General features: G+C 35.9%; 11 protein-coding genes, 1 pseudogene and 1 CRISPR repeat array. Of the genes and pseudogenes, 7 read left to right on the plus strand and 5 right to left on the minus strand.

Annotated features, from left to right (window positions below; translation table 11 throughout):
* The first annotated feature begins 25 nt into the window (after positions 1–25).
* The 4 genes from J3U56_RS10060 to J3U56_RS10075 all read left to right on the plus strand — a co-directional run bounded on the left by J3U56_RS10060 (position 26) and on the right by J3U56_RS10075 (position 5,575).
* Positions 26–1,327, plus strand: coding sequence for a pyrimidine-nucleoside phosphorylase (locus tag J3U56_RS10060; RefSeq protein ID WP_267333448.1), 1,302 nt, complete (start codon positions 26–28; stop codon positions 1,325–1,327).
* 29 nt (positions 1,328–1,356) lie between these two features.
* Positions 1,357–3,042 (plus strand): bifunctional UDP-sugar hydrolase/5'-nucleotidase UshA, encoded by a 1,686-nt coding sequence (gene ushA / locus J3U56_RS10065; protein WP_267343486.1) that lies wholly within the window; start codon positions 1,357–1,359, stop codon positions 3,040–3,042.
* A 144-nt stretch (positions 3,043–3,186) separates the two neighbouring features.
* The gene (locus J3U56_RS10070) at positions 3,187–4,734 is read left to right on the plus strand and encodes a YjjI family glycine radical enzyme (RefSeq protein WP_416380347.1); all 1,548 of its coding nucleotides are present in this window, start codon (positions 3,187–3,189) and stop codon (positions 4,732–4,734) included.
* Positions 4,709–5,575, plus strand: a complete 867-nt coding sequence (locus J3U56_RS10075; protein ID WP_267333445.1) for a YjjW family glycine radical enzyme activase — start codon at positions 4,709–4,711, stop codon at positions 5,573–5,575. Before J3U56_RS10070 ends, J3U56_RS10075 begins: the two co-directional genes overlap by 26 nt.
* Positions 5,576–5,892: 317 nt before the next feature.
* On the opposite strand, the gene J3U56_RS10080 is transcribed toward J3U56_RS10075, so the two are convergent.
* The 3 genes and pseudogenes from J3U56_RS10080 to J3U56_RS10090 all read right to left on the minus strand — a co-directional run.
* Positions 5,893–6,384: a hypothetical protein gene (locus J3U56_RS10080; protein ID WP_267367556.1), complete on the minus strand. Its 492-nt coding sequence runs from the start codon at positions 6,382–6,384 to the stop codon at positions 5,893–5,895.
* A 62-nt stretch (positions 6,385–6,446) separates the two neighbouring features.
* On the minus strand, positions 6,447–7,769 hold the full coding sequence (locus J3U56_RS10085; RefSeq protein WP_267367558.1) for a hypothetical protein: 1,323 nt from the start codon (positions 7,767–7,769) through the stop codon (positions 6,447–6,449).
* Positions 7,770–8,568: 799 nt separating this feature from the next.
* Positions 8,569–10,734 (minus strand): annotated as a pseudogene (locus J3U56_RS10090) (Tex family protein); the annotation flags it as partial.
* A 42-nt stretch (positions 10,735–10,776) separates the two neighbouring features.
* Between J3U56_RS10090 and greB the strand changes: the two are divergent.
* Together greB and J3U56_RS10100 are read left to right on the plus strand one after the other, a co-directional pair.
* Entirely contained in the window at positions 10,777–11,262 is a 486-nt protein-coding gene (gene greB, locus J3U56_RS10095; RefSeq protein WP_267333441.1) for a transcription elongation factor GreB, read from the plus strand.
* A gap of 151 nt (positions 11,263–11,413) precedes the next feature.
* Positions 11,414–12,517 carry a YcbX family protein gene (locus J3U56_RS10100; RefSeq protein ID WP_267367562.1) on the plus strand — a complete coding sequence of 368 codons (1,104 nt, stop codon included), beginning with the start codon at positions 11,414–11,416 and terminating at the stop codon, positions 12,515–12,517.
* Here J3U56_RS10100 and J3U56_RS10105 read toward each other — a convergent pair.
* Together J3U56_RS10105 and ilvC are read right to left on the minus strand one after the other, a co-directional pair.
* The gene (locus J3U56_RS10105) at positions 12,507–13,079 is read right to left on the minus strand and encodes a cell division protein ZapC (RefSeq protein WP_267333439.1); all 573 of its coding nucleotides are present in this window, start codon (positions 13,077–13,079) and stop codon (positions 12,507–12,509) included. The two genes, J3U56_RS10100 and J3U56_RS10105, sit on opposite strands and share 11 nt — an antisense overlap.
* Before the next feature lie 445 nt (positions 13,080–13,524).
* Positions 13,525–13,972: a CRISPR direct-repeat array (repeat unit 28 nt; unit sequence TTTCTAAACTACCTACACGGTAGTGAAC).
* 1,124 nt (positions 13,973–15,096) lie between these two features.
* Entirely contained in the window at positions 15,097–16,575 is a 1,479-nt protein-coding gene (gene ilvC, locus J3U56_RS10110) for a ketol-acid reductoisomerase (protein WP_267333438.1), read from the minus strand.
* A 178-nt stretch (positions 16,576–16,753) separates the two neighbouring features.
* On the opposite strand from ilvC, the gene J3U56_RS10115 reads away from it, so the two are divergent.
* Positions 16,754–16,990: a YhdT family protein gene (locus J3U56_RS10115; protein ID WP_065634883.1), complete on the plus strand. Its 237-nt coding sequence runs from the start codon at positions 16,754–16,756 to the stop codon at positions 16,988–16,990.

Genomic DNA, 16,990 nt, shown 5'->3' on the forward strand with positions numbered 1-16,990 from the left:
TTATTGATATTAAGAGAGAAATTTAATGAGATTTGTAGATATTATTGAAAAAAAGCGTGACGGTCATCCCCTTACAACCGAAGAAATCCAATTTTTTATCACCAACTATACTAATGGCACCATTCCTGACTATCAAGTTAGTGCACTATTAATGGCGATCTATTTTCAAGGAATGACATCAAAAGAGTGTGCCGATTTAACTAGCGCAATGATGCACTCAGGTGATACGGTTGATCTATCCTCGATTAAAGGTATAAAAGTCGATAAACACTCAACTGGCGGTGTGGGTGACACGACAACTTTAGTTTTAGCACCTTTAGTTGCGGCATTAGATATCCCTGTTGCCAAAATGTCAGGACGTGGCCTTGGTCACACAGGTGGAACCAATGACAAATTCGAATCCATTCCAGGATTTAAAATTGAATTAGGTAAGCAAGAATTCATTGATCAAGTTAATGAAAAAGGCGTTGCGGTAATTGGGCAATCAGGCAACCTAACACCAGCAGATAAAAAATTGTATTCACTACGCGATGTAACAGGAACAGTCGGTTCTATTCCGTTGATTGCTAGTTCCATTATGAGTAAAAAACTAGCCGCCGGCGCCGATGCCATTGTGCTTGATGTCAAAACCGGTGATGGTGCATTAATGAAAACCATGGAAGACTCTGAAAAACTAGCACACGAAATGGTGAATATTGGTAATCAGATTGGGCGTAGAACCATGGCGATTATCTCGGATATGTCACAGCCACTAGGTTTTGCTATTGGTAATGCCCTTGAAGTCAAAGAAGCCATTGATACCTTAAAAGGTCATGGTCCAGCTGATTTAACCGAATTGGTCTTAACGCTTGGTAGCCAAATGGTTGTGCTTGCTAATAAAGCTAAAACATTAGAAGAAGCACGAGAAAAACTGCAAGAGGTCATCAAAAATGGCAAAGCTATCCAAAAATTCAAAGATTTGATTGAAGCACAAGGCGGCGATAGCTCGGTTGTTGATCACCCAGAAAAACTCGCTAGCGCGCCTTATCAAATCGCCCTACCAGCATTAAAATCGGGTTATGTTTCAAGAATTATTGCAGATCAAATTGGGATTATTGCTATGCAATTAGGCGCAGGTCGTGCAACTAAAGAGGATATTATCGATCCAGCTGTAGGCATTGTATTACATAAAAAAGTAGGCGATAAAGTCACCGAAGGTGAAGCGCTACTCACTATTCATGCTAATACAGACAAGTTAGATGCCATTAAGCAAAAGCTTTATGACAATATCACTATTAGTGATAGTGCTAAGCAACCTCAGCTTATTTTTAAAGTAATAACTGAATAGGCGTTTTGCATTAGGATTTAGGAGACACCATGAAGTATTTAAAATTAAATAAAAAACTATCACTGCTGATTGTTTTAGGCTTATTTTCGGTTAATGCAATTGCTGTTGTGGCAACTAAACAGCCAATTGGACCTAACTGGGAAAAAAATAAAACTTATCAATTTACTATTTTACATACCAACGATCATCATGGCCGATTTTGGCAAAATGATATTGGCGAATATGGACTTGCAGCCCAAAAAACGGTGGTGGATGAAATTCGTAAAGAAGTAGCAGATAAAGGGGGTAAATTACTGCTACTATCTGGTGGTGATATTAATACAGGTGTTCCTGAATCTGATGTACTACAAGCTAAGCCCGATTTTATTGGTATGAACGAGATTGGTTACGATGCAATGGCTGTTGGTAATCATGAATTTGATCACCCGCTAACGATTATTCGTGAACAGCAAAAACTAGCGCACTTCCCTTTTCTATCTGCCAATACTTATTTTAAAGATACTGATAACCGAGTCTTTGATGCCTATAAAATGTTTGATTTGAACGGCATTAAAATAGCCGTTTTTGGCTTAACAACAGACGATACTATCACGCTTGCTTCACCTAAGAATACCGATGGTATCGAATTTCGTAAAACACTACCCGAAGCGCAAAAAGTTATTTCTCAAATAAAGCAAACTGAACGCCCCGATATGATAATAGCCGTCACACACATGGGGCATTACGAAAATGGTGAACATGGTTCAATGGCACCCGGCGATGTTGAATTAGCCAGAGGTTTACCAACCGGTGAATTGAATATGATTGTCGGTGGGCACTCTCAAAACCCTGTTTGCATGGCAAGCCCTAATAAACGTATTACTGAGTATGTACCCGGCACGCCTTGTGCGCCAGATCAACAAAATGGCACTTGGATTGTTCAAGCTCATGAATGGGGCAAATACGTTGGTCGTGCGGATTTTATCTTTTTAAATGGCAAAATAACCTTACAAAATTACCAACTGATTCCAATCAATCTTAAAAAAGAAGTGGATAATGGTAATGATACTAAACGACTTGAATATTACACTAAAGAGATACCACAAGATAAAAAATTATTAGAAACCTTACAACCTTATCAAGAACAAGGTAAACAACAATTATTGATTAAAACAGGTGAGCTCACTGGCCGATTAGAAGGTGACCGTAGTGTAGTGAGATATCAACAAAGTAATATGGGACAACTCTTATTAAGTGCATTTATTGAAAAAACCAATGCTGATATCGGCATCATGTCTGGTGGTATGATTCGTGACTCACTCATTGAAGGCGATATTACTTACCGCGATATTTTAAAAGTTGAACCATTTGGCAATAGCGTAGTTTATTTTGAATTAACCGGCAAACAATTACTTGATTATTTGAAAGTCGCATTAAGTAAAAAACCGGGTTCAGGTGGCTTTACTCATTTAAAAAATATTAGTTTAACGCGTACTGGGGACAGTATCGATAATGTAAAAATTAAAGATGAACCCATTGATTTACAAAAAACTTATCGAATTACCACACTTGACTTTTTAGCTGCGGGTGGGGATGGCTATCCGATAACCAATACCTTACCAACTTATGTTGATACTGGATATCGAGATGCCGACGCAGTAAAACAATATTTTGAGGCACATTCGCCTATTAATGCATCCGATTATGAGCCTAAACCATTCATTACGGATAAATAAACAAGAATTGATACGATGAAAATTTTGTTGTTAAGTTTAGTAAAAAATCATTAAGCATAAAAATATTAATATTTTTAACTATTTAGCAACAAAATTTAATATTAACCTAAGTTTGCTCTACTTAATGTAAGTATCGAGGTAATAATGGACATGACTGAATTTCAACAAAATTGTTATAACATAGTGACAGATCCCAATTTGTCGCCAAAACAAAAATCTAACTTACTCGCTTTAGCTGCCGAAAATAATTTACCTTATGTTGACTTGGATAGTGAGACTAAGCAAGCTTTAGATGAACGTGTAATTTGTGATATGTATGAAGGTCATGCCCCTTACAAGCCGCGATATGTATTACCTGATTATGCAAAATTTCTTAAGCAAGGATCAGACTATCTAGAACTTGAGCCGGCAAAAAGTTTTGATGATGCATTAAATATGCTGACAATTGCTTATCATCATGTTCCATCTGTCACCGGCATGCCCGTTTATTTAGGTTGTTTAGACCAAGTGCTCCTTCCTTATGTTGGTAATTTAACACAAGCCGATCTTTACCCGCGATTAAAACGTTTTTGGATTATGCTTGATCGCAATTTACCTGATGCGTTTATGCATGCCAACATTGGGCCGACCGACAATGTTATTAGTCGAACAATTTTACGCGTCGATCGCGAACTTAAACAAGTTGCCCCTAATTTAACGTTTATTTATGACGAAAGTATCACACCCGAATCTTTACTAAATACCGCCATTGAAAATATTTGCCAAACAGCCAAACCACATATTGCCAATAATATGATGATAAAAAACGATTTTGATGAAAAAGGCTATGGGGTGGTAAGCTGTTATAATTCGTTACCCGTTGCCGGAGGTGGCAGTACCCTTTCAAGAATTAATTTAAAGGAAGTGGCACTACGCAGTAAAAATATTGTCGATTTTTTGCAAAATACCTTACCTTTCTACTGTCAATTACAGCTGAATTTAATTAAAGCCCGCTCTGCATTTTTATATGAAAAATCCAATTTCTTTCAAAATAGCTTTTTGGTAAAAGAAGGGTTGATTGATGCCAATCGTTTTGCGCCTATGTTTGGGGTCTATGCCATGGCTGAAGCGGTGAATATTTTACAAGAGAAATCTCACTTAACCGGTCGCTACGGTGTCGATGAAGATGCCAATGAGCTGGCTGCCACTATTTCTAAACAACTCGCTGACTTTGTTGATAGTCATGAAATTAAGCATGCTTGGCAGGGTAAAGCCATGTTACATGCACAGTCAGGCATTAGTACTGATAGAGGAGCAACACCGGGATTACGTATCCCTTATGGGCATGAACCGGATCCGGTTACCCACATTATGGCACTGTTTAAACACCATAAATATTATGCGTCTGGTATCAGCGATATTTTAACGATTGATGAGACCATTAAAACTAATCCATTAGCCTTAGTACAAATTTGTAAAGCGGCATTCAAATTTGGTTTTAGAGAATTTACCGCGAATATAAGTGGTAATGATTTAGTTCGAGTAACCGGTTATATGGTGAGATTATCGGATATCAAAAAGTATAAACAAGAAGGCTCACGGATTAATACCACATTTTTAGGTAGTGAAGCGGCCGAAGATACTGAAAACAATAGCTATCTATGCCGTACACCTCGGGTAATTAGTCATGAACAAGTCATGGGCAATCGTTAATAAACTGTTACCTTTTTCTTGTGTTGATGGACCAGGCAATCGCTTGGTCATCTTTTTGCAAGGCTGTAATTTTAGATGCTTAAATTGCCACAATCCTTACACCATATCGTTGTGTAGTAATTGTGGTAGTTGCGTCGATGCCTGCCCACATCAAGCATTAACTTTTGATAATCACAACGTCATTTGGCAAGCGTCGACTTGCCAGCAATGTGATACCTGCATAAATACCTGTAGCCATAGTTCAACGCCCATGACTTACCGTTACAGTGTTGAAGATATTTTGCAAACAATTCGAAAATACCTACCTTTTTTGACAGGAATTACCTTTAGTGGTGGTGAAGCCACGATACAACTCCCCTTCATTACAGAACTTTTTAGTGCTATTAAACAAGACCAAGATTTAAAGCACTTAACCTGTTTTATAGACAGTAATGGTTATTTGTCACAATCTGGCTGGCAAAAAGTACAACCTGTACTTGATGGTGCAATGATTGATCTGAAAGCTTGGGATAGCCAAATACATAAAAAACTAACCGGTCGAGATAATTATCGAGTAAAGCAAACTATCGCCTACCTGGCGAAAATCAACAAACTCTACGAAGTGAGATTTTTAATCATTCCTGAGCATACTGACTTACAACACAATGCCACACATCTTGCACAATTTTTAATAGATATCGATCCCAATATCAAAATTAGAATAAATGCCTTTCATAATCATGGGGTACACGGCATAGCCAAAACTTGGAAACCCGCCACGCAAGATCAAGTCGAACTTTTTGCCATGCAATTAAAAAATAATGGCTTACATAACATTACGCTCCCAAGCGTCTATTTGTAAGATTGATAAGGAGTAACATAACGATAAAATTCCTAAAATTAAAACGTCCCCAATCTGTTTCAGTCATTCTTCACGGCCCAAAAGATCGACAAAATACTCAATCGATACCACAAGCTTTACGTTATACATCGGGAGAATGGCAGAATATTGGCAGAGCTCAAATTGTTCAGATAAAGTTATTATTCGTCAGAATTGGTAAGGTAAATTCGCAACTGGATTACAGGATCTTTTACCCGCCTTATTACAATAAATTCAATGTTAAGTAACCATGAATTGAGCAATAATCAAACTGTTCTTATATAACTCAAATATGGTATTTAATGAAGGTTTACAGTGGTGTGTAAACGGCACATACGGTTGAGATCAAAATGATTGAGTTCAAACATCCTTGTTTGATACCTCTGTCCTTGTTCTGTTATTGTTTCTGATTTGGTAAAAAATGTGATTGGCTCAGATAAATAACAACAAATATAGTATTCATTATCGAAGTGAGTATTTTTAACGATATCACCTTCATCACTGTCTACTTGTTTGAATGTTGTTTTTTGATTTTCGGATAAAGGCAAATAGAGTATATCCGAATAAAAACAACCTATGTTCATCACTTGTTGGGAATAAGTGATGCTTTTCTTAATCGCATTAACCTCGGCTGAAGATAATGCTTTAACATCTTGCGTATTAAAAAAAAGATGAAATACGAATATCGTAAAAAGTAATGTAAAAAACATTTGTTTTTTTTGGGTAGTATTGGAATCAAACTTGAATATATTTTTATTAATAAAATACATTATCGATCTCTTTTTTATCATAAAAATACCTTCTCATGTCTAATATAAACTTTCTGATTTGATAAATTATAAATTTCATCAGATTAATATTTAACACATGCAGTATATGCCACATCAGGTTCAACAATAACATTACCCTCGACTATCCCTACACTATAATATTTGTTATTACCCATTACATCTTTTACTGATGATTGTTCATTTGTGAAATAGAATTCATAATAGATTAAATTTTTCAAATTTAGCAATCCAGACATCATATCTCGACCAATAATATCTAAAGGTGCATAAAAGTAGACTTTACCCCATTCTGGCGTTAACCCTTCACCGATTGCTCTTTTATACCCATTACCTTTTATATAATAGTTATCGTTAGTTGTGGGTATGTAAGATAAAGGAGAATTAGAGATCTCAGCTCGTGTTGGCAATCTATCACTATTTTGTTGACATAATTTATTTGAGTTTGCCCAATTACCAGGGGGATTATTTAAGAAATATAACCAATGATTAATTGAAAAAGTATAATAAAATTGTGCTGAAGTGCGGTTATTTGTGACTAAAATTACAAATTCATCACCTTGATTAGGTACATTATTGGTAAATTTAAATTCACTTTTAGAATCAGCGTTTGAAGCACGAGCAGTATTCACTAAGGAATTATTAGGATTTTTGACCAAGGTATAACTATAATCCGATATTGGATTGACGGGTACAATTCTGAAACGAGCCTCTGGAAAACCATAAGTTGGAAAATGATTTCCATTTGAATCTGTTGCTGTTGCCTTGAAGCCTTGATGAAAGGTAAATTGATCACTGTTATAAGGAGGATCAACACTTATTGTATCAGCGCCATAAGGAGCATAGTTATCCCCTTCATTCCAACCATTGTTTGTAATCAATGCCAGTACGCCCGGTCTGATATAACAGATACCATCATCAGCACTGACTTCAAATGTTTTAGACACTTCTCTTGGTTTTGAGGTGTCAGGCATACCGTATTGGGTTTTAGCAATAAATGTAATGGTTACCTTCACCGATAAATTTGCATTAGTCGTCGATGAAGTGCACACATCACGACCAAGGGGTGCAGTGGAATCAGAAGCAATAATGTTATTGTTTGGGTCAAGCCATTGAGCATTAATCGATTGAATAATGAAACTATCGGTACTCGACAATTTATCACCATCCACATCATGAATATCACTGTCATTTAAACTCGAAATATCGACACCAAATGAATAAAGGCTAGGTGAAGTATTGTAAGCAACAGAAATCTTATTTGCGCTACCTGGCGAAATAACGACTGGATCGAGATCGTCTAATTTAAATTTGATTTGAATTCCGTTTAACACTTTAGTTTCAGCGCTTGCAAGAATATCTGGTTGATTACCATGAATAGAGTTCACTGTTACAACACCGTTACTCGCTATTGTTGTATGATTAAAAAATAATAATATAAATAAAACTAGAATTTTTATGTTAAATCGAACAAAACACACTTTTTTTGTATAATATATAATGTTATTCATTTCTTAGCCTCTATTCATTAACTTATCCAAAGTGTTGAGCAAGATTATTGAGTTGAAGTTTGAACGAACAAATTAATCATCATTTGATAAAAAATTGTGAAGTTTTAACAGTTATCGATTATTGCTTTTTGTTAATGTTTAACGCTATGCATCTAAGTATAAATAGATGTTGTTTTGAAATTACTGCTAGATGCAAAAATAGTTACTATTTTTTTAAAAATCCAATCTTATGTTTCATTTAAAACTAAAATAATGACATTAAAAAAATACAAAAGAAAAGCTAACTAAAGAAAAGAATATGTTGGTTATACTAGAGTATAAAATTAACCTTCTATTTGGCGCAAAAAATTTAAACCGATTAAACTTATTCACCCAAAATAGAATATAATTTGTACAATTATATTCTAAAAAAAGTAGATTTCAAAGTTATTTCTACAAACGATAAAAATGTAAAAAATATCAAATAGATTGAATAAAAGGATGATAAATCATCATCCTTTTAATACGCTAGAATAAGTTAAAGCAGATAGAAAAGTCATTATTTTCCTTTTTTAAAAGCAGCAGCAAATGCATTGCCCATTGCACTATTGGTGCTTGAAGGTGCATTGTGATTTTTTAGCGCTTGATTGCTACGATGCTGGCTTTTATTTGCTTCGGCTTTAGTGGTCACCGCATCATCTAAACGCATGGTTAATGCAATGCGTTTACGTGGTATGTCGACTTCAACCACTTTAACTTTTACAATATCGCCAGCTTTGACAACCGATCGCGGATCTTCTACAAATTTATCTGAGAGAGCTGAAATATGCACTAAACCATCTTGATGAACACCAATATCAACAAATGCACCAAAATTAGTCACGTTAGTAACAGCACCCTCCATTATCATACCCACTTTAAGATCATCTATTGTCTCGATATTATCGGCAAATTGTGCTGTTTTAAATTCTGGTCTTGGATCGCGACCCGGTTTATCAAGCTCTTTAATAATATCTGTGACTGTTGGCACACCAAAATGATCATCGACATAATCAACCGCTTTTAATGATTTAAGATAACTGCTATCACCCAAAATCTCTTTTAAGGATTTATGATTTTTTTCTAAAATCCGTTCAACTACCGGATAAGCTTCAGGATGCACAGCTGATGCATCGAGTGGATTTCTACCGTCCATGATCCGTAAAAAACCTGCACACTGTTCAAAAGCTTTTGGTCCTAATCTTGCAACTTTGAGTAATTGTTTACGGTCAGAAAATTGACCATTATCATTACGCCAATCAACAATATTTTGGGCAATGACTTTGTTAAGCCCAGCAATGCGCGCGAGTAACATTACAGAAGCCGTATTTAAATTAACCCCAACTGCATTTACCCCATCTTCGACCACTGCATCAAGCTTTTTAGCTAATTGTGTTTGACTTACATCATGCTGATATTGTCCCACACCAATTGATTTAGGATCGATTTTCACCAGTTCAGCTAATGGATCTTGTAACCGGCGCGCAATCGAAACCGCGCCGCGTAATGATACATCAAGATCCGGAAACTCTTGCGCGGCCAGTTCCGAGGCAGAATATACCGATGCCCCCGCTTCGCTAACAATCACTTTTTGTGCTTTCACTTCTGGATATTTTTTTTGCACATCAAGATAAAAACGCTCGGTTTCACGCGATGCCGTGCCATTACCAATCGCCACTAATTCGACTTGATACTTAATGCAAAGGGCTGCAATCATCATGGCAGCTTTATCTGCCTGTCCTGTATGCGGATAGATTGTTTCGGTCGCAACAAGTTTACCAGTAGCATCAACCACCGCGATTTTAACGCCGGTACGTAAGCCGGGATCCATCCCCATCGTGACTTTCATACCAGCAGGCGCAGCCATGAGCATATCATGTAAGTTAGCGGCAAAAACATTAATTGCTTCTTCTTCTGCTCGCTCACGTAAAGTAGTCATCAGTTCAGTTTCCATATGCATTAAAATTTTAATGCGCCATGTCCAATTAATTACTGCCTTTCGCCATTTATCAGCAGGTTGCTCATTAAAATGTACACCCAAATGCTCGGTAATAATCTGTTCACAATAACTTTCTTTTGGCGGCTCTTCGAATTGGGGATCTGCATTTAATGACAGTTGTAAAAAACCTTCATTGCGGCCACGGAACATCGCTAACGCGCGATGAGAAGGCACTTTAGAAATAAGTTCACTTTGCGCAAAATAATCACGAAATTTAGCGCCGTCTTCTTCCTTACCCGCTACAACTTGCGACACCAAATGGGCATTATTCCATAAGTAATGACGGACTTTGGCAAGAAGCCCAGCATCTTCAGCAAATCGTTCCATTAAAATATAGCGTGCACCATCCAGCGCTGATTTGCTATCAGCAATACCTTTATCATTGTTGATATATTTTTCAGCTTCGGATTCTGGATTAAGGTGTAGGTTTTGCCATAAATCATCAGCAAGTGGCTCAAGCCCTGCTTCAATAGCGATTTGCCCACGTGTACGACGCTTAGGTTTATAAGGTAAATAAAGATCCTCAAGCTCAGTTTTGCTAAGCGTTTGTGTGATTTTGTCACTCAATTCTGTGGTTAATTTACCTTGTTCTTCGATTGATTTTAATATTGTTTGTTTACGATCTTCAAGTTCTCGCAAATAACTTAAACGACTGTCTAGCGTGCGTAGTTGGGTATCGTCTAATCCGCCCGTTACTTCTTTACGATAGCGGGCAATAAAAGGGACGGTACTTCCTTCATCTAATAATTGAATAGCCGCTAAAACTTGTTCTGGTTTTACCGTCAGTTCACCGGCTATAATATGGCTAATTTGATTATTTATCATGGTATCTCTGTATATCGTCGATTAACGGAATAGAATTTTATTATGCAAAAAGCTAATTATATAACAAGAGAAGGCTATTTGGCACTCGATCGTGAACTGAAATATTTATGGAAAATAGAAAGACCTCAAGTAACACAAGCTGTTTCGGATGCCGCAGCGCTTGGCGATCGCAGTGAAAATGCAGAATATATTTATGGCAAGCGAAGATTACGCGAAATCGATAGACGCGTGCGCTTTTTGACTAAACGTTTAGAAACGCTGACAATTGTTGATCCCGATCCTAAGCAGGAAGGTAAAGTATTTTTTGGGGCTTGGGTTAAGCTAGAAGATGAATCTGGTCGCATACATGTTTATCGAATTGTTGGAACCGATGAATTCGATCCGAAAAAAAATTGGATCTCAATAAACAGCCCTGTTGCCCGCGCATTAATTGGTCATAAGGTCGATGATGAAATATCGGTTATGACCCCTAATGGTACAAATTACCTCTATATCGTGGCGATTAGCTATCAAGAATTAACCCTTTAACCTATTTAATTGACTAAAATAACACTCTAAAAAATCGAACAATTTGTTATGTTCAATGAGATGTTATTAAATATTGTTTGACGAATAATTTTCTTAAACTTGCAGGCAAATAAAGCTATAATTTATTAATTGCTTCTTAATTACAATCATTATGATGTTAGTTGATCAGTTATATATTTATCCCTGTAAGTCCATGAAAGGTATTCCACTAAAAAAAGCCACCACCACCGAAGGCGGCTTTCAATACGATCGTGTTTTAATGATAAGTGAACCCGATGGGACTTTTATTACAGCAAGACAATATCCACAGTTATTAAAAATCGAAACCACACTGGTAGATAATAAGATCCATCTACTATTACCCTCTAAGCAAGCGATAACGATTAATTTAGATGATTTTTCTCAAGATGTTGAACCCACTCAAGTATGGGGAAATCATTTTACTTCGCATATTGCGCCAATTAGTGTCAATCAATTTATCAGTCAATTCTTGCAAAAAGATGTACAAGTACGTTGGGTAGGTAACCATTTATCACGACGTACAAAACGCTATTGTGATGTAGCGGTAAGCTTTGCTGATGGATACCCCTATTTATTACTTAATCAATCCTCTTTTAATTATTTACAACAACAATGCCCGGAAAAACTCGATATTCGCCAATTTCGCGGCAATATTATTATTAAAGATGCGTTACCTTTTGCTGAAGATGGTTGGAAAACAATTAAAATTGGCCCAGTTATATTTGATATTGTCAAACCCTGTACACGATGTGTTGTAACAACCATGAATGTTGAAACCAGTAAGTTATCAACCGATAATGAGCCATTGAAAACGTTACGCTATTTCAGATCTGATAGTGAGGGTAAAATTGATTTTGGTATGAATATGATTGCTCGTAATCATGGTACCGTCTGTTTAGATGATCCTATAGAAGTACTGGAGCGACAACCGGCTAAAAATTATATTAAATCATTCCCAGCTGAAATTAAGCAAAATCAACAACCTTGCACAATCGCACTTAATGAACAAATAATTCAAGGCAATAATCAGCAAACTATTTTAGAACAATTAGAACAGCATCAAATAGCTGTGCCCTATTCTTGTCGTGCCGGAGTTTGTGGACGTTGTCAGATACTGTTGAAAAGTGGTGAAGTAACCGCGATGACTAAAGCTGCTATTAAAAGAGGAAATCGAATTTTAGCTTGTAGTTGTATACCCAAAAGTAATATTGAAATTGAATTAGTTAAGAAATAGCTTCTAACTCAAGTGGATGTTTGCTAAGACTATCCTCAATTGAACAAGTTGAAATTGGCATTAATCTATCGTTCATGACTTTAATCGCTTCTGAAAAATAGAAAGTTTTATTCATAGCACCAAAAGTAGGTTGAGCAATAATACACAACGATGCGTTTTCGCCGGCTTCAACGACCATCAAAAACACTGATTGACCACCTTCTTGCATATTTACTACAACAATATCGGCCATTTTAGGTCGATATGCCGTTATTTGCTGCGAAAAATACCAACTTTTTGGCATTTGTGGCTTTAAAAAATTGGCAGCAACAATCGCATTTATCGACAATTCAATTTTTTGCGAATCGTTAAGATTCAATAATTGACAGCTATCAAAAAATTGATAATAAGCAGTTGCATCACTGACAGAAAAAGGAAACTCGCCAAACACATCGGGAATCAACATTTTGCTAGGATAGCATGAACGAAATAGCATTTCAGGCGATACTTCTAGCATTAAGCTATCATAATCACTATCAAAATACCAACGCCAACTATCAGTTGGTCGAAAAGCTAATTTCATTGATATATTACCCTTTTTAAAGTTGAACTAAATTTGCACAAAAAGATAACATAACTTAGATAAAAAATAAATAATAAATTAAAATAAAAACTTTTTAATTGCTTAATTTTTAAAAAATTTATCAGTAATAGGTAAAGATCAAAACGATCTAACTTCGATCCTTTTTAAGGATCATTGATCCCATTCGATCCATCTTTTTTTATATTATAATATACAGCCTTAATTAAACTTCTTTACAGGGCATCAATACGAGATAGGGTTATTATGGATTTAGATAATTTTAAATTGTGATGAGATAATTAATAGGAAGAAGATTACCTTGGTTTATTCAAGGTATAAAATAATTGTAAACCAGATATTAATCACAACTAAATTTCTGTAAAATTTTTAACTCTGCCTACACGGCAGTGAACCCGCATCTTCAACAAGACGTCCTTTTTCTAATTTTCTAAACTACCTACACGGTAGTGAACTAAACCGGAAGTCGCAGCCTGACCGCAGGGAATTTCTAAACTACCTACACGGTAGTGAACGATTTATCAATTTTGATTAGAATTTAATATAATTTCTAAACTACCTACACGGCAGTGAACATCAAGCTCAATTCAGCAACGAATAGTACAGCTTTCTAAACTACCTACACGGCAGTGAACATAACGTATACCATTTTACTGTGCGCGATGAATTTCTAAACTACCTACACGGCAGTGAACTAATCCAATCTGCTAATTCCTCAAGATAAAGTTTTCTAAACTACCTACACGGCAGTGAACATGAAAGAAATTAAATTATCACAGCCGATCATTTTCTAAACTACCTACACGGTAGTGAACGGAAAAAACGCAAATCAATAGGCGGATTCATCTTTCTAAACTACCTACACGGTAGTGAACTAGAGTACGACCTACTATAATCGTTGTTCAGATAAAGGTAAATGATATTTTTACTTTTAAAAACCCTTTTTTTGTAGCTATTTTTAATCTATTGATTTTATTAATTTTTAAAATAGGCTAAAAAAAAGGGTTAAAACAAGGGTAATTTTTTGGTTTATTTATTCAGCTGTAATAAAGCTAAAATTTATTTATAATCTTATAACCCTTAGCTGCAAATTAATCAATTAATCAGGTTACAGTAAGAAAATAAAATCAATAATATCAATATATTGCTGATAACTTGTGACTAACGTAATAAATAAGTTTCACTTTTTAACATTGAGTTTATTCACACCCAAGATAGGACAATTCATTAAAACCAAGTAATTTTTACTATTAGTCAGTATTTTTATTCACTACTCTGTAGGGGGCAAAAAAGAAGCGGAGGAGCTTAGTTGTAGATTAACGTGTATAGGTAGTTTAGAAAGATTCGACGATTGGGATTTGCTAACCAAGTTCACTGCCGTATAGGTAGTTTATAAAGCCTGTAAATAGCGCCGAGCCTTTGCCATCGAGTTCACTAACATATATAGTGTAGATAAATATAGCTCAGTTGAGTAAAAATAGTTTGAATTCACAACGATGTCAGCAGTTATGGGTAACGCGATCAATGCATTGTTTAACTGTAGGGCGGGGTGTTGATAAAATCATTATGCTTTTTTATTTGCATAGCGTTCGACAAACTTTTAAATAGCTTTCTAACTCACTACAGCGTCTTGCAAAAACTTAAACGTTTTTTTAAATAAAAAGAGTATTAAGACTCAGATTTCAGTAAGAAATGCGCTATGCCATAGCGTTATTAACTGCCAAAAAATTCTAAAACATGCCTATAACCAAGTAAGTTAAGTCACTATTATCCAATCAAATGTTACCGCATATTAACGAGCGTTTGTTAAAGTTGAAGTTAGTTGTAAGTAAAAATTCGTATTACTTATTACTGTTATCATCAATCCTGTAATAGGATTTTGATATACACGATTAATATTAGTCGATATAACGTCAACGTTTATTCAAACAATAGAGGATACTTACTTCAAAATAATAAAAGGTGTCATTAGACACCTTTTATTAGTTGGGATAGCTAATTAACTTGCTACATTTATACGCTTCATGTCAGTCATATAGCTACGTAATTTACGACCAATAATTTCAATTGGATGATTACGAATTTCTTCGTTTACATCACGTAATTGTGCATTGTCAACACTACCTTCTGGAATAGCTTTGCCAAGATCACCCGATTGTAACATTGGCATAAATTTTTCTTTTAATAAAGGTATTGCGGCATTAGCAAATAAGTAGTTACCATATTCTGCTGTATCTGAAATAACCACATTCATTTCATACAGGCGTTTACGCGCAATAGTATTAGCTATAAGTGGTAATTCGTGCAATGACTCATAATAAGCTGATTCAGCTAAAATACCTGATTCGAGCATGGTTTCAAATGCAAGTTCAACGCCCGCTTTGACCATCGCAATCATGACAACACCTTGATCAAAGTAAGCTTGTTCATCAATCTTTCCTTGATATTCAGCCGCTTTTTCAAATGCTGTTTCGCCGGTTTCTTTACGCCATTTTAATAAGTTAGCATCATCATTTGCCCAGTCTTTCATCATCGTTGCAGAAAATTCACCAGAAATAATATCATCCATGTGTTTACGATAAAGATCAGTCATGATAACTTTTAACTCTTTTGCTAGAGCATTAGCGCGTAATTTAGCTGGGTTAGATAAACGATCCATCATTAACGTTATGCCACCTTGTTTTAACGCTTCTGTAATGGTTTCCCAACCGAATTGCAATAATTTACAAGCATAAGCAGGATCAACGCCATCAGCAACAAGTTTATCAAAGCAAAGTAGTGATCCCGTTTGTAACATACCACAAAGAATTGTTTGTTCACCCATTAAGTCTGATTTTACTTCGGCTACAAATGAAGATTGTAAAACACCAGCACGATGACCACCAGTTGCAGCAGCCCACGCTTTAGCAATGGCTAAACCTTCACCTTTTGGATCGTTTTCTGGATGAACAGCGATAAGCGTTGGCACGCCAAAGCCACGTTTATACTCTTCACGTACTTCGGTACCTGGGCATTTAGGGGCAACCATAACAACAGTAATATCCGAACGAATCTTTTCGCCCACTTCAACAATGTTAAACCCATGAGAATAACCCAGTGCAGCGCCTTGTTTCATCAGTGGTTGCACAGCTTTGACAACAGCTGAATGTTGTTTGTCTGGCGTTAAATTAATAACAAGATCAGCTGTCGGAATTAAGTCTTCGTAGGTGCCGACTTTAAAACCATTTTCAGTCGCTTTTTTCCAAGATGCGCGTTTTTCAGCAATCGCCTCTTTACGTAGAGCGTAGGCAATATCTAAACCAGAATCGCGCATATTAAGGCCTTGGTTAAGGCCTTGCGCACCACAACCAACTATAACAATTTTTTTACCTTTCAAAAAATTGGCTTCAGATGCAAACTCGTCACGCGCCATAAAGCGACATTGACCAAGTTGATGTAACTTTTCACGTAAATTTAGAGTATTGAAGTAATTTGACATTGTTCTCTCCATGAGTTGAGTAATTCATAATTGATATGCCCTACACTATATAGTAAATTTTTTATTGCTAAAATTGATATATTTAAAATATTATATTGCATAAATTGCAATATACTTGCTAAGTTTTACGGTTTCTTTTACTCTAAGCCACCTTTTATTTATCGGCAATTTGTATAATATGGATACTCGCTTTAAGCAAGCTAAAAAAGAAGCTAAGTTATCATTGCTGTTAACGGCTATTTACCTCATTGCTTGGATTATTTGCGCTTATTGCGTGGGCAACAAAATAGGCTTTTGGGGTTTACCATTGTGGTTTGAACTATCTTGCATAATGACACCTTTAGCTTTTATTTTGTTATGTATTATTGTTGTAAAATCTCAATTCAAAGATATCTCTTTAGAACAGACTAAGTGA

Source organism: Gilliamella sp. B2824, assembly GCF_026536245.1.
Lineage (GTDB): Bacteria > Pseudomonadota > Gammaproteobacteria > Enterobacterales > Orbaceae > Gilliamella.